Origin of the sequence: Flavobacterium arcticum, from assembly GCF_003344925.1 — a bacterium.
Classification (GTDB): Bacteria; Bacteroidota; Bacteroidia; order Flavobacteriales; family Flavobacteriaceae; genus Flavobacterium; species Flavobacterium arcticum.
This window is the reverse complement of sequence record NZ_CP031188.1, coordinates 1,510,984-1,537,017: the sequence shown is the minus strand read 5'-3', so window position 1 is coordinate 1,537,017 and position 26,034 is coordinate 1,510,984. Positions and strand designations below refer to the sequence as shown.

General features: G+C 37.9%; 27 protein-coding genes. 15 read left to right on the top strand and 12 right to left on the bottom strand.

Going from position 1 to position 26,034, the window contains the following annotated elements:
- Positions 1–102: 102 nt before the first annotated feature.
- The 3 genes from rnc to DVK85_RS06970 all read right to left on the bottom strand — a co-directional run bounded on the left by rnc (position 103) and on the right by DVK85_RS06970 (position 2,552).
- The gene (gene rnc, locus DVK85_RS06980) at positions 103–846 is read right to left on the bottom strand and encodes a ribonuclease III (RefSeq protein ID WP_114677758.1); all 744 of its coding nucleotides are present in this window, start codon (positions 844–846) and stop codon (positions 103–105) included.
- 11 nt (positions 847–857) lie between these two features.
- Entirely contained in the window at positions 858–2,111 is a 1,254-nt protein-coding gene (gene fabF / locus DVK85_RS06975; RefSeq protein ID WP_114677757.1) for a beta-ketoacyl-ACP synthase II, read from the bottom strand.
- A 204-nt stretch (positions 2,112–2,315) separates the two neighbouring features.
- On the bottom strand, positions 2,316–2,552 hold the full coding sequence (locus DVK85_RS06970) for an acyl carrier protein (protein ID WP_014166687.1): 237 nt from the start codon (positions 2,550–2,552) through the stop codon (positions 2,316–2,318).
- A gap of 176 nt (positions 2,553–2,728) precedes the next feature.
- On the opposite strand from DVK85_RS06970, the gene purN reads away from it, so the two are divergent.
- The 4 genes from purN to DVK85_RS06950 all read left to right on the top strand — a co-directional run bounded on the left by purN (position 2,729) and on the right by DVK85_RS06950 (position 5,238).
- Entirely contained in the window at positions 2,729–3,301 is a 573-nt protein-coding gene (purN, locus tag DVK85_RS06965; protein ID WP_114677756.1) for a phosphoribosylglycinamide formyltransferase, read from the top strand.
- A gap of 2 nt (positions 3,302–3,303) precedes the next feature.
- Positions 3,304–3,855: a putative periplasmic lipoprotein gene (locus DVK85_RS06960; RefSeq protein WP_127960567.1), complete on the top strand. Its 552-nt coding sequence runs from the start codon at positions 3,304–3,306 to the stop codon at positions 3,853–3,855.
- Position 3,856: 1 nt separating this feature from the next.
- A complete protein-coding gene (rnhA, locus tag DVK85_RS06955; RefSeq protein ID WP_114677754.1) occupies positions 3,857–4,336 on the top strand; it encodes a ribonuclease HI in 480 nt (159 codons plus the stop codon).
- 134 nt (positions 4,337–4,470) lie between these two features.
- The gene (locus DVK85_RS06950; RefSeq protein ID WP_114677753.1) at positions 4,471–5,238 is read left to right on the top strand and encodes a Bax inhibitor-1/YccA family protein; all 768 of its coding nucleotides are present in this window, start codon (positions 4,471–4,473) and stop codon (positions 5,236–5,238) included.
- A gap of 52 nt (positions 5,239–5,290) precedes the next feature.
- Here the strand turns inward: DVK85_RS06950 and dinB are convergent, their stop codons facing one another.
- On the bottom strand, positions 5,291–6,385 hold the full coding sequence (dinB, locus tag DVK85_RS06945; protein WP_114677752.1) for a DNA polymerase IV: 1,095 nt from the start codon (positions 6,383–6,385) through the stop codon (positions 5,291–5,293).
- 182 nt (positions 6,386–6,567) lie between these two features.
- Between dinB and DVK85_RS06940 the strand changes: the two genes are divergently transcribed.
- The 9 genes from DVK85_RS06940 to DVK85_RS06900 all read left to right on the top strand — a co-directional run bounded on the left by DVK85_RS06940 (position 6,568) and on the right by DVK85_RS06900 (position 16,279).
- The gene (locus tag DVK85_RS06940) at positions 6,568–7,008 is read left to right on the top strand and encodes a hypothetical protein (protein WP_114677751.1); all 441 of its coding nucleotides are present in this window, start codon (positions 6,568–6,570) and stop codon (positions 7,006–7,008) included.
- 68 nt (positions 7,009–7,076) lie between these two features.
- Entirely contained in the window at positions 7,077–7,484 is a 408-nt protein-coding gene (locus DVK85_RS06935; RefSeq protein WP_114677750.1) for a septal ring lytic transglycosylase RlpA family protein, read from the top strand.
- A gap of 6 nt (positions 7,485–7,490) precedes the next feature.
- Complete coding sequence (locus tag DVK85_RS06930; protein ID WP_114677749.1) at positions 7,491–7,877, top strand: septal ring lytic transglycosylase RlpA family protein; 387 nt, start codon at positions 7,491–7,493, stop codon at positions 7,875–7,877.
- Positions 7,878–8,058: 181 nt separating this feature from the next.
- Complete coding sequence (locus tag DVK85_RS06925) at positions 8,059–8,589, top strand: GbsR/MarR family transcriptional regulator (RefSeq protein WP_241209607.1); 531 nt, start codon at positions 8,059–8,061, stop codon at positions 8,587–8,589.
- Positions 8,590–8,620: 31 nt separating this feature from the next.
- Positions 8,621–9,766: an efflux RND transporter periplasmic adaptor subunit gene (locus tag DVK85_RS06920; RefSeq protein ID WP_114677748.1), complete on the top strand. Its 1,146-nt coding sequence runs from the start codon at positions 8,621–8,623 to the stop codon at positions 9,764–9,766.
- A 9-nt stretch (positions 9,767–9,775) separates the two neighbouring features.
- Entirely contained in the window at positions 9,776–12,928 is a 3,153-nt protein-coding gene (locus DVK85_RS06915) for an efflux RND transporter permease subunit (RefSeq protein ID WP_114677747.1), read from the top strand.
- Between the two features lie 11 nt (positions 12,929–12,939).
- Positions 12,940–14,337 carry an efflux transporter outer membrane subunit gene (locus tag DVK85_RS06910; protein ID WP_114677746.1) on the top strand — a complete coding sequence of 466 codons (1,398 nt, stop codon included), beginning with the start codon at positions 12,940–12,942 and terminating at the stop codon, positions 14,335–14,337.
- Between the two features lie 196 nt (positions 14,338–14,533).
- Positions 14,534–15,376: a helix-turn-helix domain-containing protein gene (locus DVK85_RS06905; RefSeq protein ID WP_114677745.1), complete on the top strand. Its 843-nt coding sequence runs from the start codon at positions 14,534–14,536 to the stop codon at positions 15,374–15,376.
- Between the two features lie 75 nt (positions 15,377–15,451).
- Positions 15,452–16,279, top strand: a complete 828-nt coding sequence (locus tag DVK85_RS06900) for a T9SS type A sorting domain-containing protein (RefSeq protein ID WP_162845333.1) — start codon at positions 15,452–15,454, stop codon at positions 16,277–16,279.
- Between the two features lie 52 nt (positions 16,280–16,331).
- On the opposite strand, the gene DVK85_RS06895 is transcribed toward DVK85_RS06900, so the two are convergent.
- Positions 16,332–16,649 carry a hypothetical protein gene (locus tag DVK85_RS06895; protein WP_114677743.1) on the bottom strand — a complete coding sequence of 106 codons (318 nt, stop codon included), beginning with the start codon at positions 16,647–16,649 and terminating at the stop codon, positions 16,332–16,334.
- 115 nt (positions 16,650–16,764) lie between these two features.
- On the opposite strand from DVK85_RS06895, the gene DVK85_RS06890 reads away from it, so the two are divergent.
- Positions 16,765–17,817 carry a PA0069 family radical SAM protein gene (locus DVK85_RS06890; RefSeq protein ID WP_114677742.1) on the top strand — a complete coding sequence of 351 codons (1,053 nt, stop codon included), beginning with the start codon at positions 16,765–16,767 and terminating at the stop codon, positions 17,815–17,817.
- A 72-nt stretch (positions 17,818–17,889) separates the two neighbouring features.
- Here DVK85_RS06890 and DVK85_RS06885 read toward each other — a convergent pair whose 3' ends face one another.
- The gene (locus DVK85_RS06885; RefSeq protein WP_114678997.1) at positions 17,890–18,858 is read right to left on the bottom strand and encodes a YpdA family putative bacillithiol disulfide reductase; all 969 of its coding nucleotides are present in this window, start codon (positions 18,856–18,858) and stop codon (positions 17,890–17,892) included.
- Complete coding sequence (locus DVK85_RS06880) at positions 18,858–19,328, bottom strand: CYTH domain-containing protein (protein ID WP_114677741.1); 471 nt, start codon at positions 19,326–19,328, stop codon at positions 18,858–18,860. The genes DVK85_RS06885 and DVK85_RS06880 overlap by 1 nt, the downstream gene beginning before the upstream one ends.
- A 150-nt stretch (positions 19,329–19,478) precedes the next feature.
- Between DVK85_RS06880 and DVK85_RS06875 the strand changes: the two genes are divergently transcribed.
- Complete coding sequence (locus DVK85_RS06875) at positions 19,479–19,748, top strand: hypothetical protein (RefSeq protein ID WP_114677740.1); 270 nt, start codon at positions 19,479–19,481, stop codon at positions 19,746–19,748.
- Between the two features lie 207 nt (positions 19,749–19,955).
- Here DVK85_RS06875 and pgi read toward each other — a convergent pair whose 3' ends face one another.
- From pgi to hppD, 5 genes are all read right to left on the bottom strand, one after another.
- Positions 19,956–21,599: a glucose-6-phosphate isomerase gene (gene pgi, locus DVK85_RS06870; RefSeq protein ID WP_114677739.1), complete on the bottom strand. Its 1,644-nt coding sequence runs from the start codon at positions 21,597–21,599 to the stop codon at positions 19,956–19,958.
- 2 nt (positions 21,600–21,601) lie between these two features.
- Positions 21,602–22,846 carry a peptidoglycan DD-metalloendopeptidase family protein gene (locus DVK85_RS06865; protein ID WP_114677738.1) on the bottom strand — a complete coding sequence of 415 codons (1,245 nt, stop codon included), beginning with the start codon at positions 22,844–22,846 and terminating at the stop codon, positions 21,602–21,604.
- A 13-nt stretch (positions 22,847–22,859) separates the two neighbouring features.
- Positions 22,860–23,792: a tryptophan 2,3-dioxygenase family protein gene (locus tag DVK85_RS06860; protein ID WP_162845332.1), complete on the bottom strand. Its 933-nt coding sequence runs from the start codon at positions 23,790–23,792 to the stop codon at positions 22,860–22,862.
- An 11-nt stretch (positions 23,793–23,803) separates the two neighbouring features.
- Positions 23,804–24,565: a DUF3108 domain-containing protein gene (locus DVK85_RS06855; protein WP_114678995.1), complete on the bottom strand. Its 762-nt coding sequence runs from the start codon at positions 24,563–24,565 to the stop codon at positions 23,804–23,806.
- Between the two features lie 303 nt (positions 24,566–24,868).
- Complete coding sequence (hppD, locus tag DVK85_RS06850; RefSeq protein ID WP_114677737.1) at positions 24,869–26,029, bottom strand: 4-hydroxyphenylpyruvate dioxygenase; 1,161 nt, start codon at positions 26,027–26,029, stop codon at positions 24,869–24,871.
- Positions 26,030–26,034: the final 5 nt, after the last annotated feature.

The following is a 26,034-nucleotide window of genomic DNA, read 5'->3' as shown; positions in this document are numbered from 1 at the left end:
ATAAGCCGTAAATATAGTATATATAAACAACAAAAAACAGCAGATAAAGTAAGTTTACGTTAAATTAATCACTAAAACGTTTTCGTAAACAGCAGATTTGCTTTATTTTATGTTAATTTTTTCCTGAAATGCAAAATAGGCTCTTTGAGATGCCTTTTCTTCTGCTTTCTTTTTAGAGGTAGCTCGTGCCTTTGCTATTATTTTGCCGTCTATTTTTAATTTCACCCCAAAATAGCGTTGCCCTTCCATTCCGTTATCTTCATACACCTCAAAGTTAAATTTCTTTTTCTCTTTTTGGCACCATTCTATAAGCAGGCTTTTATAGCTAATAACCTTGCCCTCTAGCTTAGCAATATCAACATACGGAATTACTACTTTTTTGTGTATAAATTTTTCGCAGTAGGCAAAACCCCTGTCTAAATATATAGCACCCACAAAGGCTTCAAAAAGATTGCCATGAATATTTTCGCCAAAATGCTGTGCAGATACTTTACTCTCTACCCAGTGTATAAGGTTAAGATCGCGCCCAAGCTCATTAAGATGCTCACGGCTCACTATTTTAGAACGCATTTTGGTAAGATATCCTTCATCGCCTGTAGGCGCTTCGGTAAAAAGGTGAGCAGCTATGACTGAGCCTAGCATAGCATCGCCAAGAAACTCTAATCGCTCATAATTTACAGGAGTGCCATTACTATCAACTTTGTTAGATGATCTATGGGTAAATGCTTTACGGTAGTGTGCTAGATCTATAGGGTTAAAACCTAGCAGTTTTTTCATTTCATCAAAAAAAATCCCGTCTTCCGGAGAACGACGGGATTGGCTGAATATTTTTTTTATTACACCCATAACCTAAATCGTTACAGTTCGAGTTTTTTTATCAAAACGCAGGCATTATGCCCACCAAACCCAAATGTATTACTCATAACCACATTCATGTCGCGCTTTTGAGCCTTGTTAAACGTAAAGTTTAACTTAGGGTCTATATTTTCGTCGTCAGTAAAGTGGTTTATGGTAGGGGGTACAATACCATGTTTTATAGATAGTATAGATGAGATTGTCTCTATAGCGCCTGCTGCACCCAGTAAGTGCCCCGTCATTGACTTAGTCGAGTTAAGGTTTAGCGTATAAGCATGCTCGCCAAATACTTCTAGTATCGCTTTGCTCTCTGCAATATCACCTAGCGGTGTCGATGTACCGTGCATATTAACACCATCTACATCCTCTGGAGTAAGTCCTGCATCGCGCAAGCAGTTTATCATTACATTTTTAGCGCCAAGCCCCTCAGGGTGTGGTGCAGTAATGTGGTGCGCATCGGCACTCATTCCGCCACCACCTATCTCGCAGTATATAGTTGCTCCTCTTGCTACGGCGTGGTCATACTCTTCGAGTATAAGCGAACCTGCACCCTCGCCTAGCACAAAGCCCTCACGGTCTTTATCCATAGGTCTAGAAGCTGTAGTAGGATCATCATTACGAGTAGAAAGTGCATGCATGGCATTAAAGCCACCCATACCGGCAATAGTTACTGCTGCCTCACTACCACCTGTTACCATAACATCGGCATGACCTAGGCGTATGTAGTTAAACGCATCTATAAGTGCATTTGTAGATGATGCACATGCCGAAACGGTTGTGAAGTTTGGTCCTCTAAAACCATATTTTATAGAAATATGCCCTCCGGCAATATCTGCTATCATTTTAGGAATAAAGAAAGGGTTAAATTTTGGGATACCGCTACCTTTAGCCCACCCAATAACTTCTTCTTGAAAAGTTTCGAGTCCGCCAATACCAGAACCCCATATAACACCTACTCTATCCTTATCTAATTTTTCAAAATCAAATTTGGCATCTTTAACGGCTTCGTCTGTAGCAACAACAGCATATTGTGCATAACGATCCATTTTTCTTGCGTCTTTTCTTTCTATAAAATCTTCAACGTTGAAATTCTTTACTTCGCAAGCAAATTTGGTTTTGAAGTTAGTAGTATCAAAATAAGTAATAGGGGCAGCGCCACTTTTACCGTTAATAAGTCCCTCCCAGTATTCTTGTACTGTGTTACCTATTGGGGTAAGTGCGCCCAAACCTGTTACTACAACTCTTCTTAATTTCATAAAGTAAATTTTATAGTTTCAATTTATAGAACAATACCCATGAATCTCTTTAATCACGTGGTAAGAAACATGGGCATCTGTAATATTTATGAATGTCTTTAAATAAGGTAAAAGCCGTTCATTTATTTTTTAGAGCGGCACGCTCTATAGTCAATAAACAACAACATCCATGTAGTAGTAATACACATGGATGTTATATATTCATTACTTTTTTGCTTCTTCTATGTAAGAAATAGCTTGACCAACAGTGGCGATGTTCTCAGCCTGATCGTCTGGAATTTGAATATCAAATTCTTTTTCAAACTCCATTATAAGCTCAACAGTATCTAGAGAGTCTGCTCCTAGATCGTTTGTGAAGCTAGCTTCTGAAACAACTTCGTTTTCGTCAACACCTAATTTGTCTACGATAATCGCTTTTACTCTTGATGCAATGTCTGACATAATCTTTAATTTTAGAATTTAAATTGAATGGCAAAAATAAAAAACTTTATTTTAAAACAACGTTTTCACTCAAAAATGTGAGTACTAAAATAAAAAATAAATTTTACAAATATGACAATGCTATGTGTTTTTGCAGATTATTATTCTTTTTTTTGCAGTGTAAAACCCTTCTATTAATGAAAAAAACAATTCTCTTTGCTTCGGGTAGTGGCTCTAATGCGGCACAAATTATACAATATGCCCAGCAAAAGAACACCTATACCGTAGCAGCCATTTTTACAAATAATCCCAATGCAGGAGTTATAGAAAAAGCAAAAAACTATGGTGTGCCCACTGTAATTTTTACCCGAGAGGAGCTAAATAATGGCTTGGTATTGCAAAAAATTAACGAAATAAGTCCTAGCCTTATCGTGCTGGCAGGCTTTTTATGGAAATTTCCGTCAGATATTATAGCTACCTACCCACAAAAAGTGATAAATATACACCCTGCGCTATTACCTAATTATGGCGGAAAAGGCATGTATGGCATACACGTGCACCGTGCAGTACTTGAAAATAAAGAAGCAGAAAGTGGTATTACCATACACTATGTAAACGATAATTATGATGAGGGTAACGTTATATTACAAAAGAGTGTAAATGTACAAGAATGTGAAACACCCGAAGATGTAGCTGCAAAAGTGCTGACTTTAGAGCATAAACATTTGCCTATGGTAGTTGAAGAACTACTTATTAAGACAACAACTTAAACATGAAAAAGTATTTGTTATTAATTGGTACAATGCTACTTATAATTGGATGCAAACAAAGAAACACACAAAAGGAAGTTGAAACTGTAAAAGAAATACATTTAGATAAAAGCTCTTTGACAGATAAGAACGAATTATATGGAATAACAGCAGATACTATGTGGAAACATAATTTGACAGTGTTTTTTGAAGAGCATGACGGGTTCAAAACATTTTTTGAAAAATATGCTCAAGACTCCATATTTCAAAAAAAACACACACGATTTCCTCTAAAATATAGCTTTATGGATTTTAACGGATTTGGTAACCGTTTTATGAGGGAAGAAAATTTTACTAGCATTAATTACAAAGATTACAAATCAGAAGCAAAAAAAATTGATAGTTTATCTCCTAAGTGTAAAATTGTCATTAAAAAAAAGAAAGATACTATTTTTTACAAATACATTGGAATAGAAAATGGTATTAACGTAAACCATACTTTTGTTTCCGATACCAGTTCTTGGTATCTAATAGAAATAAAAGACCTATCTATAACTAAACCTACCTATAACTAAAATGACCCACACCGTACACATATATACAGATGGCGCAGCAAAAGGCAACCCCGGTAACGGTGGCTATGGTATAGTTATGGAACTCGTGGGGCAACCTTATCGAAAAGAGTTTTACGAAGGATTTCGGCTAACGACTAACAACCGTATGGAACTGCTTGCCGTAATAGTAGGACTAGAAAAACTGAAAACCCCCAATACTGCCGTACTGGTAGTAAGCGACAGCAAGTATGTAGTAGATGCCGTAGCAAAAGGATGGGTTTTTAACTGGGAAAAAAAAGGATTTACAGGCAAAAAAAACCCCGACTTGTGGAAACGCTTCTTAAAAATATACCGACAACACAAGGTAGATTTTAAATGGATAAAAGGGCATAACAACCACCCACAAAACGAGCGTTGCGACCAGCTTGCCGTTATGGCAGCCACACAACCCAACCTAAATGTAGATGCCTTTTATGAAAACGAGGGCGGTAAACTGCTTTAGTAACAACAAATTACCTACTACTATTATCGTACAAAGTATACGCTGAGTTAACAAATTAATGAACAGGGCATACTTTTTGATTCGTACGCTAAAATAAATTATATTTGAATACCTATTCTAAAATTATTAAACACATGGAATTTAAATCGAGTAACCCTGTATTAAACAATAAAGCATACAAAACAGGAGCAACAACAGTATTTGACCCTGACGGTCGCCCTGTAGAAATCATAGACTACAATAGCACTATGACGGTGCAAGGCGCTATAAACAAAAGTTTCCTTACACTAATACTATTAATAGGAGCTGCATATGTAACATGGAATTTAACTAACACTGGTGCAAACATATATCCGTTTATGATTGGCGGAGGTATTATGGCTTTTATTATGGCCATGATAGCTATCCGAAAAACCGATTATGCCCACTACCTTGTTCCTGCCTATGCCATCCTCGAAGGCATATTTATAGGTGCATTTTCTGCATTAATGGAGGCATGGTATCCTGGCATAGTACTACAAGCTGTAGGAGGTACTTTTGTAACAGCATTTGTATGTTTCCTACTGTATCGATTTAAGGTGGTAAAAGTTACAGAACAATTCAAATCGGTAGTAATTGCAGCTACATTAGCCATCGCTACCTATTACTTTATATCAATTATACTTTCAATGTTTGGCGTTCAAATGTTTCATCATGACAGTTCATTAATGAGTATCGGTTTTAGCGTATTTGTAATTGTTATTGCTGCGCTTAACCTTTTCTTAGATTTTGACCTGATAGAGCAAGGTGCAAAACGCAGATTACCAAAAAACATGGAATGGATAAGCGCTATGGCACTTATGGCTACATTAGTATGGTTATACTTCGAGTTCTTAAGATTACTATCTAAATTACAAGACTAAGTAGTTTATACTATATAATAATAAAACTGCCAGATGGCAGTTTTTTTTATGCTTAAAAATCAAATTGCAACTGCACTACCACTGATTTTTTTTCACCTTTGGCAGCATCAGTATTAAGGTTAGAGAGCGAGATACCCAGTAATCGCACCGACTCTTTTAGTCGTTCTTGGTACAGTAACTCTTTTACCATTTCGAACATTAGGTTTTTATCCGTAATATAATAAGGTAACGTTTTGCTTCGGGTTTGCACAGTAAAATCGCTATACTTTATTTTTAGCGTTATGGTTTTACCTGCTATTTTCTTTTTCTTCAGTCGGCGTTCCAGCTCATCGGCAATGCGCACCAGTTTTTCTTCTATAAATACCTCCGATACTAAGTTCTCAAAAAAAGTATGCTCTGTACCCACACTTTTGGCAATCCTGTTAGGCTTCACCTCACTATTATGTATACCTCGCACCACATGGTAATAATACCCACCCGATTTGCCAAAATGTTGCACTAAGTACTCTTCGGTTTTTGATTTTAAATCTTTACCCGTAAAAATACCAAGCTGATACATTTTTTGGGTCGTTACCTTACCCACACCATGAAACTTACCTATAGGTAATTCCTCAAGAAAAGCAATAACCTCATCGGGGTTTACCGTTTTTTGTCCATTCGGCTTGTTATAATCGCTCGCTACTTTGGCTATAAACTTATTAATAGATATACCTGCCGAAGCTGTTAAACCCGTTTCTTCAAAAATACGTTGGCGTATCTCTTCGGCTATCATGGTCGCACTCGGGTTGTCTTTCTTATTATGAGTTACATCTAAGTAGGCTTCATCTAAAGATAGTGGCTCTACCAAATCAGTATATTCAAAAAAAACTTTTCGAATAATTTGCGATATCTCTCGATAACGGTCAAAACGAGGTTTTACAAATATAAGCTCAGGGCATCGCTTCTTGGCAAGATAACCGCTTATCGCGCTACGCACCCCAAACTTTCGAGCTTCATAACTAGCAGCAGCCACCACACCCCTTGTTTCGCCGCCACCTACAGCTATAGCCTTACCCTGCAACTCGGGGTTATCCTTCTGCTCTACAGAGGCATAAAAGGCATCCATATCTACATGAATTATTTTACGTTGGGGTAACTGCGCTTCCATACCACAAAAATACTGTAATATTTAATAGTAAATTTTCGACTCTTATTACAAAATAGACATTTACAACCTCTTAAACTGTATATACAAACTACTATTTATACCTATTATAAAAAGTTTATGTTATAATGATATTTTAAAATGTTTATTTTTGCAAACAACCAATCCTAAAAAAGTTTAAAACCATGTACTCAACTATCCAAGAACTACACTCGTATATTGCCTTTGCTGTGCTTGGGCTATTATTAATAGCTGCGCTAAATGCTTTTACAGGAATTGCTGCTAAAAGACCATTTCTTAAAAAAGACAGACAAATAGCACTCATAGCACTTGCATTTGCACACACACAGTTTGTTATAGGCTTAATACTGCTTTTCCTATCACCTTATTTTGAGGCTGTAAAAGCATCGGGTATGGGCGCTGCCATGAAAGACAGCACAATACGACTTTATGTAGTAGAACACCCACTTATAAACATTATAGCACTTATACTAATAACTATAGGATGGTCTAAGCATAAAAAAGCTACAGATGACACTACAAAATTCAAGAAAATAGCCTACATGTATGCCATAGGGCTTGTACTGCTACTAAGCAGAATCCCTTGGAGTGCCTGGTTAGACTAAACATAATAAAGCCCTTAAAAAGGGCTTTTCTTTTTTTATAAAGCCTGTAACCATTTTAATTGAGTGTAATGAAAAAAAGCATTTTAGTATTTACAACTAGCCTACTACTTGTAGTACTTACAGGTTTTACTACTATACATAACAGTAGCCCACAACAAGAAGAGGTAGAACTAACAAAGTATAAACAAAACGTAATTGCCACCTACTATGCCGATAAGTTTAACGGGCGTAAAACCAGCAGCGGCGAACGTTTTGATAATACCAAATATACAGCTGCACATAAAACCTTGCCTTTTGGCACTATGGTGCGCGTTACTAACCCTGCAAATGGCAAATGGGTAGATGTACGGGTAAACGATAGAGGACCTCATAACCAAAAGCTAGAAATAGACATTACCAAAAAAGCATTTGTAGCAATAGCAAATACTAATTCGGGTACAATAAAGGTTGATTTAGAAATTATAGAAAACAAATAAACACCAATGGCAAAACGCATTTTATTATTATTTATAACAGTAGTCTTACTCACAGCCTGTTCATCTTCAAAAAAAGGATCATCGGCAAGTTTTAAATCATACGATAAAAAAGCTGTTGCCAGTTATTATGCTAATAAATACAACGGCAGAAAAACAGCCAGTGGCGAAAAATTTAGCAATAGTAAATATACCGCTGCACATAAAAAACTACCCTTTGGCACAAAAGTAAGAGTGACTAATAAAGCCAACGGAAAATCGGTAATTGTAAAAATAAATGACCGAGGGCCTTTTACACGCGGGCGCGATATAGACCTCTCTAAAAAAGCATGGATGGCAATTACCCACGACAAAAAAAGAGGCTTGCTAGATGTTACCATAGAAGTTGCCAAATAGCAAATAATACTCTTAAAAATAAACCCACCCCCTAATTAAATTATTAGGGGGTTTTTTAGTCCAAAAAATTATGTTAACAAGCCAAACACACTACTAAAACGATGTAATAAAACCGCCGTTATTTTTATTAACTAAATTTTAACGATTAGTTGGTTCGGTTTTAACAGAACCAAAAGAACTAATGTTCTATATTTGCTCAAATTTTAACGATACGATGATAGATGCTCAAAAAGAAAAAGAGGAAATAATAGAATTGTTTGGGGTTCATTTCGAAACACATTACAACCTACCACCACTAGCTTCCAGAATATTAGGAACACTAATTATAGATAGCTGTAGGGCAGGAATTACTTTCGAAGAACTTGTAGAACGCACAGGAGCAAGTAAAAGCTCTGTTTCTACTAGCCTAAACTTACTGTTAAAAATGGAGAAGATAGTATACTATACCATCCCGTGTGATAGAAAGAAATACTTTAAACCATCGCCATTAAGCGAGCGGTTTTCGAATTACATGAAAATGATTGACTTCGAAAAAAAAATAGTAGAACGGGTAATAGCCTACCGCAACCAGACAGCAGAATGCCCTGCAGAACAATGTAACCTAAAGACCTCAACAGCCTATAAAGAACACCTATTGGAAATAGAACAACTAATGATAAAAACAATAGATATGTTTAAAAAAATAGAAGCAGACATAGATAACAACAATTAAATATAACCACTACTAGCATAATAATTATCAAATGAAAAAAAGATCTTTCTTAGGCGCAATCGCAGCCTTACTAATCGTATCAGCATGTGGCAAAAAAGAGCAACAAGCTCCGCAGGCACAAGGGCCAATACCTTTCCCTGTACAAACCATAGCACCCCAAGATGCCATAATATATGAAGAATATACCGCTAACCTTGAAGGGCAGCAAAACGTAGAAATTCGCCCAAAAGTAGATGGATTTATCCAAAAAATTTATGTTACTGAGGGGCAACAAGTAAAAAAAGGGCAACTGCTATTTAAAATAGAAACCCAAAGCCTTGGGCAAGAAGCTGCCGCTGCAAAAGCTAATGTAAATGCTGCACAAGTAGAAGTAGATAGACTACAACCACTAGTAAAACGAAACATAATAAGTAATGTACAGCTAGAAACTGCCAAGGCAAAACTAGCACAAGCAAAAGCAGCATACAGCAGTGTAGCTACTAATGCGGGCTATGGTACCATAACATCGCCTGTAAATGGGGTTGTAGGAAGCCTACCTTATAGAGAAGGAAGTCTTGTAAGTGCTACTAACACAATGCCACTTACAACAGTGTCTGACAGTAAAGTAATGCACGCTTATTTTTCTATGAACGAAAAACAAATGCTAAACTTTACACGCAACTTTAGCGGTAGTACGCTAGAGGCTAAACTAAAAAATACTCCTGAAGTATCATTAGTACTAGTAGACGGTAGCGAGTATGCCGAGAAAGGTAAACTAATAACGGTAAGCGGATTAGTAAACTCATCTACAGGTACATCAGAGTTTAAAGCAGCATTCCCTAACCCCGATGCCGTACTAAGAAGTGGCGGTAGCGGTATAGTGCGCATCCCTGTACAAAAAGGTGGAGCTCTACTAGTACCACAAAATGCTGTAATAGATATGCAAGGCAAAAAAATGCTGTATGTAGTAGATAAAGAAAACAAAGTTGCACCCCGCATTATAGAAACAAGCACTACCGCTGGTAAAGACTATATAGTGAGTGGCGGACTTGAAGCTGGCGAAGTAATAGTAACCGCAGGAGCTACAAAACTAAAAGAAGGACAACAAATAGTACCACAAGATAGCAGTAAGCAAAGTACACCTGCTAAAGAAGAAGTAGCTACCGAAGAAACAACCAATTCATCACAAAAAAAATAAACCAGAAAGATGTTAAAAACTTTTATAGAAAGACCGGTACTCTCTACCGTTATTTCGATACTAATAACCATACTAGGGATATTAGGGCTTATGTCTCTGCCTATAGAGCAGTATCCTGAAATTGCACCGCCAACGGTACAGGTTACCTCTACCTATACTGGTGCTAATGCTGGTACAGTACTAAACAGTGTAATAGTTCCGCTAGAAGAAGAAATAAACGGGGTAGAAGGAATGACCTACATGACCTCTACCGCATCTAATGATGGTGTAGGTACTATAAACGTATTTTTCGAGCTAGGTGTAGACCCAGATATCGCTGCCGTAAACGTACAAAACAGGGTAGCACGTGCTACAAGCAAGCTACCAGAAGCTGTAGTACAAACGGGGGTAACAACTGCAAAAACCCAAACAAGTGCCTTAATGTTCCTTTCGCTATACTCTACTAATAAAGAGTTTGACGGAACATTTGTACAAAACTTTGCCAATATAAACCTTGTACCAAAACTAAAACGTGTAAAAGGTGTAGGGCAGGTAACCGTATTTGGTGGTAAAGACTACTCAATGCGTATATGGATAGACCCAGAGAAAATGGCAGCATACAACCTAACTCCTGCCGATATACAGAATGCGCTACGAGAACAAAACGTAGAAGCAGCACCAGGTAAATTTGGAGAAAATGCCGATGGTATTTACGAATATGTAATAAAATATAAAGGACGTCTTAACCAAGTAGAAGAATATGAAAACATTGTAATAAAAGCTACAGGAAACGGTAACTTTTTACACCTAAAAGATGTTGCTAATATAGAACTTGGTGCTTTTAACTACGGGCAAAAAAACTATGGTATGGGCAACGAAGGGGTTGCAATGGGTATATTCCAAACCTCTGGCTCTAACGCTAATGATATTATTGACGAAGTATTAAGCATACTAGAAGAAGAAAAAGCATCATTCCCAAAAGGTATAGAATATGTAATACCATTTAACACTAAAACCTTCTTAGATGCCTCTATAGAAAAAGTAATACACACACTTATAGAAGCCTTTATCTTGGTGTTTATTGTAGTATATCTTTTCCTTCAAGACTTCCGTTCTACATTAATACCTGCTATTGCAGTACCCGTAGCCATTATAGGTACATTCTTTTTCCTTAACCTGTTTGGCTTCTCTATCAACCTGCTAACGCTGTTTGCGGTAGTACTAGCCATTGGTATTGTGGTCGATGATGCTATTGTCGTCGTCGAGGCAGTACATGCCAAACTAGACGAGGGCGAAAAATCGGCTAAGAAAGCAACCCTTTCGGCAATGAACGAGATAACAGGTGCTATTGTATCTATTACCTTAGTAATGTCGGCAGTATTTATACCAGTATCGTTCCTACAAGGACCATCGGGAGTATTCTATCAGCAGTTTGCCATAACCCTTGCTATAGCAATTCTTATCTCGGCACTTAATGCACTTACATTAAGTCCTGCGCTATGTGCATTGCTATTAAAACCACACGATGACGATCATAGTAAAAAGAAAAATATAAAAGACCGTTTCTTTGATGCCTTTAATGTTGGCTTTAATGCCATGAACCAAAAATATACAGGTTCACTTAGAGTATTAGCAAAAAGAAAATGGATAACTGTTGTTGCTCTTGTAGTATTCTCTGGTATTACATACTACCTGTTTACTACTACCCCATCTGGGTTTATACCTAATGAAGATAGAGGTATTATAATGGCAGATATAACATTGCCACCAGGAACTACTTTAGAGAAAACAGAAGAATCGGTTAAACAACTTGACTCGATACTACAATCGATGCCAATGGTAGAAGCCCGTATGAACATTGTTGGTTTCAGTTTACTAAACCGTATTAACGGAGGCTCGTATGCCTTTACCGTTATTAGATTAAAAGACTGGTCAGAGCGTACAGAGCCAAACCAAACAGTAGATGCAATAGTAGGCGAACTTTTTGCCAAAACTGCAGGCTTTAAAGATGCCCGAATGCTATTCTTTACTCCGCCAAGTGTACAAGGTTTTGGTAACGCCGATGGTTTTGAGTTTAAAATTGAAGATAAAGGTGACGATGATTGGGCTACAGTAAGTAAAGTGTCAAACGAGTTTCTTGCTGCACTATCACAACGTCCAGAGGTACAATATGCTATTACCAACTTTAACCCTAACTTCCCACAATATCAAATGGATATTAATGTAGAAAGGGCAAAAGATGCAAGCGTATCAGTAAGCGATATCTTTAACACCATGCAAGGTTACTATGGTGGTTTATATACTACAGATTTTAACCGCTTTGGTAAACAGTTCCGTGTAATGATACAGGCTAAACCTGAAAACAGAGCCGACGAACGCTCTATAAACGATGTTTATGTGCGTAACGCTAGCGGAGAAATGGTAGCAATAAGCCAGTTTGTAGATTTCAAAAAAATATATGGTCCAGAGGCAGTATCGCGTTTTAACCTGCTAAAAGCAGTTAACGTAAACGGTAAAGCAAACCCAGGCTATAGTAGTGGCGATGCTATTAAAGCCATACAAGAAGTGGCAGCCGAACATTTACCTAGCAGTTATACCTACGAGTTTAGTGGTATGACACGAGAGGAGATACTTGCAGGTAACCAAGCAGCAGGCGTATTCCTGTTGAGTTTAATATTTGTATACTTCCTGCTTAGTGCGCAATACGAAAGTTACGTATTACCACTATCTGTACTACTATCATTACCTGTAGGTATAGCAGGAGCCATTGGCTTTGTAAAACTTGCTGGGCTAGAAAACAACATCTACTTCCAAGTAGCATTAATAATGCTTATCGGGCTACTCGCCAAGAATGCCATACTTATAGTAGAGTTTGCCGTACAGCGAAGGCGACACGGCATGAGCCTTACACAGTCGGCTATAGAGGGTGCCAAGGCACGTTTACGACCTATTCTTATGACATCGTTTGCCTTTATACTCGGTCTATTGCCACTAGCACTAGCAACAGGTGTAGGTGCTGTAGGTAACCGCTCTATTGGTATGGGTGCTGTAGGTGGTATGCTTGTGGGTACTGTATTCGGGGTATTTGTAATACCTATCCTGTTTGTTATATTCCAAGGACTACAGGAAAGAATATCAGGAAAACCCGAAGAAAAAGAAGAAACTGAAAACACGGTAGCATAAAAAATATAGATATGAAATTTATAAAAACATATAGAATAATAGCGGTTACCGGTATCGCACTGCTAATGCAATCGTGCTTTAGCGCAAAAACTTACGAAAGACCGGATGTACAGGCAGAAAACCTGTACCGCACCGAAGTAGTGGCAAAAGACAGTACCTCGATGGCAAACATATCGTGGGAAAAAATGTTTACCGACCCTGTGTTGCAAAAACACATAAACAAAGGGTTACAAAACAACTTTGATATTCGCATAGCAATGCAAAATATTACCGCTGCTAATGCTTACCTAAAGCAAGCCAAAACGGGTTACTTCCCTACCCTTTCTGGAACAGGGCAATGGACACACCAAGAGTTTGCCAAAAATAGCCAGTTTGGTAGTCTATTTAGTAACTTAGACCAATATGAGCTAAGTGGTAGCCTGTCATGGGAAGCCGATATTTGGGGCAAAATCCGTAGCAACAAGCGTGCTGCGGGTGCCTCTTACCTGCAAACCATTGCTGCAAATCAAGCAGTAAAAACACAGGTAATAACAAATATAGCTGCTACCTATTATCAATTGCTTTCGCTTGATGCACAGCTTGAAGTAGCCCAAAAAACACTTGATAATAGAAATGAAAGTGTCGAAACAATACTGGCATTAAAAGAAGCTGGTAGTGTTAACGAAGTAGGTGTAAAACAAACCGAGGCACAAAAATACAGCACAGAGCTTATTATAGAAGACCTAAAAAACAACATTGTTTTAATGGAAAACTATATGAGTTTATTGCTAGGAGAAGCCCCTACCAAAGTTGAGCGCACTACCCTTGTAGAACAAGAGCTTAATCCCGAAATAAAACTAGGTTACTCAGCATCATTATTACGTAACCGTCCTGATGTGGTAGCTGCCGAATATGGATTAGTAAACGCTTTTGAGCTTACTAATGTAGCACGTAGCAATTTTTATCCATCGCTTACTGTTACCGCTAGCGGAGGTTTACAAAGTATAGATCTTAAAGAATGGTTTAGTGCCAACTCTATTTTTGCCAACGTTATTACAGGACTTACACAACCCATATTCAATGGCAGAAAAATACGCACGCAATATGAGGTGAGCAAAACACAACAAGAGCAGGCTTACATTCAGTTTGAGCAAACACTCGTAACAGCAGGTAAAGAAGTTAGTGATGCATTAGCTAATTATACTAACGAAACCAAAAAACTAACCATTCGCGAAAAACAAGTAGATGCACTAGTTAAAGCTGCCGACTATTCTGATGAGTTACTAGATTATGGTTTAGTAAACTACCTAGAGGTACTTACTGCAAAAGACAACGCATTAAATAGCGAGCTAAGTCTTATAGATAATAAATACCAACAATATCAAGCCATCATCAATTTATATAAAGCCCTTGGTGGCGGATGGCAATAACAATAATTAATAAGGTTAATTGTTTTGTTTTATGTTTGAAACCCCGATGCAGGAAACTGTATCGGGGTTTTTGTTATTACTAGCCTTACAACCAAAACAATACTATTTAGATTAGTTTTACTTAATATTCCTGATTTTTAAAATACTCAACACGTTTTTTGTAACTTTCGCTTTCTTATTAATATCTATTTCTACCATGAATAACAAGGATGTTGATGTAAACGCTGTACAACTGCCACAACATGACAAACCATTGGTTATCGAACCCTTGGATTACAGTAACCCTTATGATTATCATAAACCGCATCGGCATGATTATTTTGAAATAATATTAGTAAAAAATGGCAAAGGCAGGCAGTTTATAGACTTCCAAGAGTACAACATGCTAGGAGAGCAATTATATGCCATATACCCAGGGCAAATACACCTAATGTACCGCAATACAGCAACAGGTTTACTAATACAGTTTAGGAAAGATATCTTTAAATTTTTACAACCCCTAAAGCATTACCAACTGTACTTTCCAGAGCAGGTATTTAACCTCGATACAGAAAATTTTAACCACCTGTATGATGTAACCGAACGAATGATGCGCCTATTAGAAAACAAAGAGCTTACACCCTTTGCACATCATAAAATATATAGCTACCTACAAATTATACTCATATCGTTACCAGAACTTCATGACGCCAAATCGGCTATGCTTAAAACCAATATTGTAACCGAGTTCTTATCGTTATTGCCACAACATATTAAAACACAAAGAAAAGTTTCTGATTACTGTAACCTCATGGAGTGTAGTACCGAAAAACTAAATGATGCTTGCAAGGCAAGCCTTGGCAAAACCCCACTTAAACTCATTCATGAAGAGCTTATACTCGAAATACGCAGGCTTATGCTGCTAAATAAGCTTTCGCTAAAAGAAATAGCCTTCGAACTTAACTTTGACAGCCAAGCAAACTTTAGCAACTTTATAAAATCTCAAAGTAAACTCACACCATCAGAGTTACAGGCAACTACACTTGAAATTTACAAGTAATTCCAGTTTTTTCATAAAAAATTAAACCTAAACAGGATGTACTTTTACATTAGTATTAATTTAAAAAATTGTTTTATGAAAAATCTTACTTTACTATTTAGCGCATTCTTAGCATTTAGCTATAGTGCGTTTTCACAATGCGAAGGAGTTGCTCTCCCGTATTTCGAAAATGCTGAGTCGGCAACCGCACCTCAGCTTCCTGACTGTATGGTTAGTGGCTATTTTACTTTTGCCTCTACCGAAATTTTTGAAACAACAGCAACCCCCATCGAAGGGTTCTCTGGTAACGCATTACTATACAACACAGAAATTGTAGCCGAGGGAATACCCGAAGATGCGGGTACAGGCGTTACACTTGGCATTCCATCAATTGCTTTTAGTGCAGGAACATCTTACACGGTGTCATATAAATACGGAATGAGCAACCCCGATGGTGTAATGGGGCTGGTTCGCATTATGTTGGTTCGCGGAGGCGAATACACCTATTTACCCGAACAAAACAACGTTGCAGCAGGTAACCCTTCAACTTTTATCTCAGCGCCTTTTACTGTAGCAGAAAGCGACTCTTACTACTTCGCTATAGAAATACATCTAGCAGGAGGGCAAGGCTACCTTTATTTAGATGATATAACTATAGAAGAAACTGCCACCGCAGCAGTAAAAGAAAACACTTTTAGCCGCTTAACGGTGTATCCTAACCCAGTAAAAAATGAAATTAATCTAGCTAATGCTAATGATGTAGATAACCTTGAACTCTATACCGTAACTGGGCAAAAAGTACTTTCGCAACAAGTTACAAGCAGCGATGTAAAAATAAATACCGAAGCATTTAGCGCAGGCATTTACTTTTTAAAAGTTACCGCAGGTGCAGCCCAAAAAACAATAAAAATTATTAAAGAATAAATACTAACTCACTTTAAAAGAAGCTCCACATTGTTTGTGGAGTTTTTTTATATTATCCTACAAGAAACTGTAATAAAAGCACTAAAATAAGAGTACCTACTAACAATGCGAGCATACTTTGCCCTTCAGTTTTCTCTTCTATAAGTTTTCCGTTTTTACGCAGCTGTACCTTAACGCCAATAGTTTGCCAGCACTGCATGGCAGTAATAACTTCATAAGTATCATCTTCAAAAGTAAACTCGTGACGTGTACCAAAAAAAGAATGTTTCTCTGAAACAGTTTTACCGTTTACTGTAATTGTCTCTTTGCCCGCTATGCTATTATAAAGAGTTACATGAGTATCATCTACAGCAAAATCTATCGTTGTCATAGGTTGTAATTTTTAGTGTCTCAAATATAAACAAAACTTAATGGTAATATTTTCTAAACAATGCTAAGAAAATAATCATATAGTTATTATCTTGCGCCTGTAAAGGAGCAGGATTATGAAAAAGGAAACCATAAAAGGACAGGGAGCTGTTAGCAATGTACACAACCATTTCGAGAAAAACCGTTATGAACAAAGCATTTATCAGGACGACTATGAAGAAGATATAGCCAAAACACAGGTAATACCTATATTCCCAAAAACGATTGTAAACAAGGTAAAAAGCCCCGACTTACACATGGCATATTCCATGAACCCCTACCAAGGGTGCGAACACGGTTGTGCCTACTGCTATGCGCGTCCCACACACGAATACTGGGGCTACAGCGCAGGAGTCGATTTTGAACGGGTAATACTCGCCAAGAAAAATGCCCCCGAATTACTAGAACAATTCTTTAAAAAAAGAGGCTACGTTCCCGAATCTATTTTACTATCTGGTAATACCGATTGTTACCAACCCGTAGAGCGCAAAATGCAAATAACCCGTAGGCTGTTGCAGGTATTTCTAGACTACCGTCACCCTGTAAACATACTCACCAAAAATGCACTCGTAACCCGCGACATAGATATACTAAGCCAACTTGCCGAAAAAAACTTAGTAACTGTATCACTCAGCATACCCACTATAAACGAAGACCTAAGACGAAAACTCGAACCGCGAACCTCATCAGTAAACACAAAACTAAAGGCAATAGAAACCCTAACGCAAAACGGCATACCCGTACACATTATGGTAGCCCCCATGATACCGGGGCTAAACACTATGGAGATACTACCCATAGTAAAAACCATTGCCGAAAAAGGAGCATTAGCCTGCGGTTATACCTTAGTGCGACTTAACGATACGGTAGAACCTGTTTTTAAAGAATGGCTTGCCGAGCATTATCCCGACAGGCAAGATAAAGTATTACACCAAATAAGCACGTTACACGGCGGTAAACTGGGCGAAAAAAGTGTTGCAAAACGCCGAAAAGGCGAAGGTAATATTGCCGATATGATACATACCAGCTTTAAAGTAGCGAAACAAAAATATTTTGCCAATAAAGAAATGCCTAAACTTACCACCGATTTATTTGATGGTACAAAAGGAGAGCAATTGCGGTTGTTTTAGTTTTATTAGTCTCAGTTTACAGTGGGTGGATGGACTCTAAAACTGAGTACTGCGACTGCGACTGTAAACTAACTATTTTCCGATAATACTGTTCACAATCATATCGGCATGAACACGTGAGTTCTCTATAAACCATTTGTGTGTTTCTAGTCCGCCACATACTACACCGGCAAGGTAAAGCCCCTTTACGTTGGTTTCCATAGTATCAGGGTTATATTGCGGAGTACAGTTAATACCCGACGAAATATTTACCCCTGCTTTTCGCAGAAAATCTAAATCAGGACGATAACCCGTTAAGGCAAGTACAAAGTCATTCTCAACAGTAATATCCCCATCAGGTGTTGTAATAGCAACCGAATTTTCGTGTATTGCCGTCACTTCCGAGTAGAAATAAGCCTTAATACTCCCCTCTTTTATACGGTTTTCAATATCAGGTTTAATCCAATATTTCACGCGGTCGTTAATCTCTCCTTTTCTTATAACCATGGTTACCTCGGCACCTTTATGCCAGCACTCCAGCGCAGCATCTACCGATGAATTATTTGCCCCGATAACCAGCACCTTCCTAAAAGCATATTCATGGGCTTCGCGGTAGTAATGGCGTACTTTTGGCAGGTTTTCACCTGGTACATCTATATACATAGGTATATCATAAAAACCTGTGGCAATAACCACATTTTTAGCGGTATAATTTTGCTTATCGGATTTTATAGCAAACTCTCCCTTTTCTTGCTTTTGCACACCGTTTACCTTTTCATAAAAATGAATATTCAGTGCAAAATGCTTTTGTATGTTACGGTAGTACTCCAATGCCTCCTGCCTACCCGGTTTGGGCGCAATACAGCTAAACGGTACATTGCCAATCTCCAACTTTTTGGCAGTAGAGAAAAACGTCATATACAACGGATAATTATAAAGGCTGTTTACCAATGCCCCTTTTTCGAGCACCAAATAGTTAAGTCCTTTTTGCTGTACCGCTATAGCGCATGCCATACCTATAGGGCCACTCCCTATTATAATCAAGTCATACGGTTCATTCATCATTTCCATGTAGTGTAGGGTTTATGGCTTAGGTAGGCATTATAGTAGCGTTCGTCGCCCGTTACCTCCTGCCCTAGCCATACGGGTTTCACGAAAGTTTCATTTTCATCATCAAGCTCTACTTCAGCTATAACCAAACCTTCGTTATCGCCATAAAATTCATCTACTTCAAAAGTGTGCTTGCCTGCCTTTACTTCATAGCGTGTTTTGTCTATCACGCCTGTTTCGCAAATAGCCAGTAACTGCTCGGCTTCAGCAAGGGTGATTTCGGTCTCCCATTCCATGCGGGTAGTACCGCTTTCGTTGCTTTTGCCTTTTACAGTAAGATAGCCTTTATCGCCTTTGGTACGCACCCGAACGGTACGCTCTGGCACACTGCTCAAGTAACCTTGTGTAATACGCTTTTGCGAAAAAGCCTCGGTTTTATAATCGTTATTTAGTACTAAAAACTTGCGCTCTATTTCGTTCATTTTGTCTTGTAGAATTGTATAGGCAAGGTACAATTTTATAAGGAGAGGTTTATATTAGATTAAATGAATATTAACACAAACAAAGAGTGTAATAACCAATAAAATTTATTGTCAATATTATTTTGTATTTTTATAATTAAAAATTAGTTTATGTCTGAACAAGAACAATTCCTAAACACAATAGCAGAGGTTTTAAAACCTATTGAATCTACAATAGGCCCTCAAAGCGGGATAAGTATGCAAGCAATGCGTAATAAGTTATCTAATTTCACAGAGGTTTTAGAGGCAAAAAGAACAAAAGTTAATGAAATGGCAAATGGTTATATAAATACACGAAATCCATCAGCCGAACAAGTAGAGGATATTAAAGAGCAAGTTAATATTCTTTTCAATAACTATATGAAGTCATTTAACAACTAAAATCTAACAGTTTAAACTTGTACATACTTATCTTAAAAAACCCTAGTTTTGAGTGAGATGCAAAAATACTCTCATCGTCACTCCGCTCGCAATGACCTGTGGAGCTGAACTTCACTCGCAAAGACAAAAAAACACCTGCAAAGTTTTAAAAACCTTACAGGTGCTATACTAATGCCTATTCACTATTGGCTAATGCCTTATTTAAGGCTATTTTTTCGCTAAAAAAGCTTTCAGCAATGCCGTAGTACTACTATCGTGCTGTTTTACATCGCCCGAGTTGATTTCTCCTAAAATAGAGTTGGCAAGCTGTTTACCAAGCTCTACACCCCACTGGTCATAACTGAATATATTCCAGATAACACCCTGCACAAATATTTTGTGTTCGTATAGTGCTACTAATGAACCCAACGTTTCTGGCGTTAATTTATCTATTAATAACGTATTGGTAGGTTTGTTCCCTCTAAACACTTTAAACGGAAGCAGGAAATCGGCTTCTTCGCCTGTTACCCCTTTTACATCAAACTCTGCTTTTACCTGTGCTTCGGTTTTACCATTTAGCAATGCTTCGGTTTGTGCAAAAAAGTTCGACATCAGTTTATCGTGGTGGTCATGATTGCCATGTAGTGGCTTAATGAAACCTATAAAATCAGTAGGGATTAACTTTGTCCCTTGGTGTATCAACTGGAAAAACGCGTGCTGCGAGTTAGTACCTGGCTCTCCCCAAATAATAGTACCCGTTTGGTAATTTACAGGGTTACCATCGCGCCCTACACTCTTACCGTTACTCTCCATAATACCCTGTTGCAGGTAAGGTGCTAGTTTTTGCAGGTATTGTGTATAAGGTATTAACGCTTCGCTCTCGGCACCAAAAAAGTTGTTGTACCAAATACTTAGTAAAGCCAGTACAACGGGTATATTTTCTTCATGCGGAGCAGTACGGAAATGCTCGTCCATTTCGTGTGCACCTTGCAGTAATTTGTCGAAATTATCATAACCTACCGCTAATGCTACAGATAATCCAACGGCGCTCCACAGTGAGAAACGACCACCAACCCAGTCCCACATCGGGAAAACATTATCGGGGTTAATACCAAACTCAGTTACATTTTTCAGGTTGGTGCTTACCGCTACAAAGTGTTTCGCTACATCATCTTGCGTGGCCTGCTCCAAAAACCATGCTCTTGCTGTATTAGCATTGCTAAGTGTTTCTTGAGTAGTAAATGTTTTAGACACAATTACAAAAAGCGTTGTTTCGGGGTTTAGTCCTTTTAGCTTTTCCATAACATGGTCGCCATCCACATTAGATATAAATCGTACTTCAAGCTGGTTTTGGTAGTATGCCAAAGCTTCTACTACCATAGCAGGACCCAAGTCGCTACCACCTATACCTATGTTTACTACATGCGTAAAAGCTCTACCTGTATAACCTTTTCGGCTACCACTTATTACCTCATCAGTAAATTGTTTTATTTTATTTTTTGCTGCATACACTTCGGGCATTACATTTTGCCCATCAACCTTAATATCTGCCGATTGTGGTGCGCGTAGTGCTGTATGCAATACTGCCCTGCCTTCGGTGCGGTTTATTGCTTCACCTGCAAAATAGCTTTCCATAGCGCCTGCAAGGTTTACCTCTTTGGCAAGGTCTTGCAACAAGTCTAGCGTTTTTTGGTTTACAATATTTTTAGAATAGTCTACTAAAAAATCATTCCACTTAATGTGGAATTTTTCGCTTCTGCTGCCATCAGCAGTAAACATATCTTGCATAGATGCTTGTTGCATATCGGCAAAATGTGCTCTTAATTCCTGCCATGCAGCAGTACCAGAAGGGTTGGTGTTTTCGAGTGCCATAATTACTTGTTAAATGTGATGTTATAGATGCTGTCTAATTCTTTTTTTAATGGCTTCATTTGTTTCATAAAGTCTGGCTTATACTTCGCATCCATAGGTTGCGAGGCGGGTAGTTTTTGCCTTAAAGCATCTACCTGTACGCCATTTTTCCAAAAACGATAACACACGTGCGGTCCTGTGGCAAGCCCTGTACTTCCTACCAGCCCTATAATATCGCCTTGGTTTACATGCTGTCCTTTACGCACTTTTATTTTACTCATGTGCAAGTACTGGGTAGTATAAGTATTATTGTGTTTTACTTTTACATAATTACCATTACCTGCGGTGTAGCCTGCTGCTATAACAGTACCTGTTGCGGTTGACATAATAGGTGTGCCTGTAGGCGCAGCATAATCAGTACCCTTGTGGGCTTTCCAACGTTTTTGTACGGGGTGAAAACGCCTTGGTGAGAAACGCGAACTAATACGACTAAACTTTAAAGGTGCTTTTAAAAACATACTCTTTAGCACCTTACCCTCTTCATCATAATAATTACTAAACCTTGCCGAAGGATCTTGCTTGTACGGGAATGCATAGCGCTTGTCGTCTTTTGTTTCAAAAACGGCAGCTTCTATACTTTCAAGTCCTGCATATATAGTATCGCTTATATAGCGCTCATTTATAATAACTGAAAATTTATCGCCTTTTTGTAATCTAAAAAAGTCGATAGACCAAGCATATATCTCTGATAGCTCTTGGGTTAATGCAGCGCTTGCTCCTAGTTTTTGTACCGTTGCCGATAGCGAACCTTCTATCTCGGCAGCAATTACCCTACGCTTTATAGTAAGCGGACGGGTTTTTTTATAGGCTTTTGCAATAGAGTCGCGCAAGTCTACCACATAATAACTCAAGCGATTAGCTTGGTATATAAAAACCTCTAAACTGTCGGGGTTCTTTTTATTTTTAAGTAGTGTATAAGGCTTACCTACACGAATATCTCTTAGGTTAAAAGTATCGCGTATGGCTTCGGTTATATTATATACATCAGTAACCGAATAGCCTTGTTTTTGCAATAATCCGCCAAAGGTATCGCCGTTTTGTATGGTATCATGTTCTACTTCATAATTATCCAAAACAAAACCAAACTGTTTTTTTACAGCTTCTTTTTTTGCTACAGCTTGTTGTTCTTTATCTTTCTTTTCCTCGTCATTACAGGCTATTAAAGTAAATAGCAGTAGTATGATGGTAAAATATCTCAATTTCGGCATTTTAAAAAATCAATTATACATTTTCGCCCCACGTGCGCAACTCCTCCTCTGTCCATAATTCGGGGAAAAATATTCTTCGCTGATATTTTGGGTGCATATATTTTTTCCAGTCGCTACCACCTGTAGCCTCTTGTGGTCCTGATGCGCTTTCTATGTACTTAGCAGCAGCATTATAATGCCCCATTACCCAAGTAACATTTACGGTATAATCATAATGACGCATAGCTTTTACAAGCATTGTATTTTTTTGGTCAGCCTCTGGTAGTTGCTGGAATTTCTTCCAAATATTTATGGTGTTATACTCTTCCATATAACGCAAGAACTCGGCTTTATATTTCTTTTCGAATGCTTTTATCAAATAGCTTTTTTCGCCTGTTTTATGGTCTTTACCTGCCGCTTGCCAATACAGGTGCTCAAAAGCGTGTTCGTAGGGCGTGTCGCGATCTATAGTAGCCCTAAAGCGATAATCTATAAGGTTTATCAAATCGGTACTAGCAAACTCTATAAGCCTGTACTGCGCACTCTGAAAACCACTTGCAGGAGTTAACGTATTTCTAAACTTCATGTACTGCTCTACTTGCATACCATCGCCCATAATATCAAATGATGTGGTAAGCATATCAAAGTAGCGACTTATGCGCATTAACTTCTCCGTAAATATTTCGGTAGTAGGCGCATCATCATGACACAATTGTTCTGTCTCCCAAAGTATCATTTTAAACAATAGCTCATTTACCTGATGATACATAATAAATATCATCTCATCGGGCAGTGTAGTGCGTTGCGTTTGTAGGTTAAGTAATGCGTCAGTTTGTATATAATCCCAATAAGTAATTGGTTTAGACCAAAGTAAACCCTCTAAGTGAGTTTCGGTTTTTTGGTTTATCGCTTTAAATTTTTCTTCAAGAGCACTTAGCTTATCTTGCATAGAAGGTGTTAACTCCATTTGTGTGTGTTTTATTTAGCTTTAAAAGGGTATTTTAATCCCTTATATTCTATAAGATCTGCCTTTAACGAACCCACAGCAAGGCTTGCCTTTATTCGCAAAGGTATCTTATTATCATCATCTGATATCCAGACTGTTAAACTTTCTTCTTCCTTAAATACACGTCCTGCTTGTACATAGGGTCTAAATATCATTGCAGGAACATCGCCAAATTTAGTTGATATATTCTCTCTGCCAATAAATTTGAGCTTAAATTTTGTGGTTTCGTCGTCAAAAAACATATTTACAGCTATGTACTCACCCACCTTCATAGTGCTCACATCGGGGTGATTTCTTAAGTAGTAAAATGTAGATACCATATCCTGCACACCTGCTGGAACCGAAATGGTTTTCTCAGTATCGTGCTTATAGTCTTTTACCACTACAGTATTGTTCTTCTGATTAAAGAAACCTTCTTGGTCTTTAGTATAACCGCCTTCGTTTATTTTTCGCACATATTGGTACGGAAACACTGTATTTTTATCAAAGTAGCTTTCATAGTTATCTTCTACTTTAAAGAAAAATCGTGTCATACCCGTAGTATGCCCTTTACCTACAACATGATATACTTTTTTACCGTTCTTCACGGCATCTTTTACCTCAAGGGTGGCATAGCCCGCATTTACTATCCCGTAGTGAATTCTGAATTTAAAAAATTCGCCTGTAGTAAAAGCACCTTGCGAAAAAGCGTTACCCAGTGTGAAAAGCAAAAGTATTGCTAACATTTTTTTCATAATACTATTTTTTTTGATTGATGTTACTAGGGGTGAACGCAATTTCTGTTCCAAAAGTAAGAAAACAAAAAAACCCAGTCAAACGAATGACCGGGTTTTTATGCTATTAACCAACCAAAAAACTATAAATTATGAAAAATTTACAACAAAAATTGAATTATGTTACTACCTCTCTTTTTGCGAGTGCAAATGTACTCACACTATTGAAGATTTTTTTATGAAAAATCAACTTTAACACATTATCCTCAAAAAAATAGCTTTTTGATATGTCAAAATTACACATAATGTAATTTTGAGGTTATTTTATAACGTTCCTCGCAACTGTTGTTCGCGTTCTATACTCTCAAACAGCGCTTTAAAGTTACCCGCACCAAAACCACGAGCACCCATACGCTGTATTATTTCATAAAAAAGTGTTGGTCTATCTTCAACAGGCTTAGTAAATATTTGTAATAAATACCCTTCTTCATCAGCATCTATCATAATAGCCAAATCTTCTAACACCGAGATATCTTCTTTCATCATATCCATGTGCGCACCCAGTCTTTCAGGTATTGCTTCATAATAAGCATGTGGCGGAGCCGAAAGGAATTCTACACCTCTTGCTCTAAGCTCACCTACTGTTTTAATAATATCATCAGTAGCAATAGCGATGTGCTGTACACCAGGACCGCCATAAAAATCTAAATACTCTTCTATCTGCGATCTTTTCTTTCCTTCGGCAGGCTCGTTAATTGGGAATTTTATACGACCGTTACCGTTACTCATTACCTTACTCATTAATGCAGAGTACTCTGTAGTAATTTGTTTATCGTCAAACGAAAGGAAGTTAACAAAGCCCATAACTTCTTCATACCACTTTACCCAAGTGTTCATTTCGTTCCAACCTACGTTACCTACCATGTGGTCTACATACTTAAGTCCTGTTGGTGCTGGGTTATAGTCACTTTTCCACTCTCTAAAACCTGGTAAGAAAACACCATTGTAGTTTTTACGCTCTACAAACATGTGTACTGTTTCGCCATAGGTATAAATACCTGCACGCACTACTTCGCCATGCTCATCAGTTTCAACAGTTGGCTCCATATATACTCTAGCACCACGCTTAGTAGTCTCTTCAAACGATTTACGAGCATCTTCTACCCATAGCGCTACCACCTTAACACCATCACCATGTTTAACGATATGATCGTTTAGCGGAGACTCAGCAGTTAATGGCGTAGTTAATACAATTCTAATTTTATCTTGCTTTAACACATAACTAGTACGGTCTTTCATTCCTGTTTCTAGTCCTGCATAGGCTAACGACTGGTAACCAAAAGCTGTTTTATAGTAGTGTGCAGCTTGCTTAGCATTACCTACAATAAACTCTATATAATCTGTTCCCATAAGGGGAAGAAAATCTTGTGCGCCCTCAAATATTTTTTCGAGTCCGTATTCTACATTTTTTACTTCTTTACTCATAATCT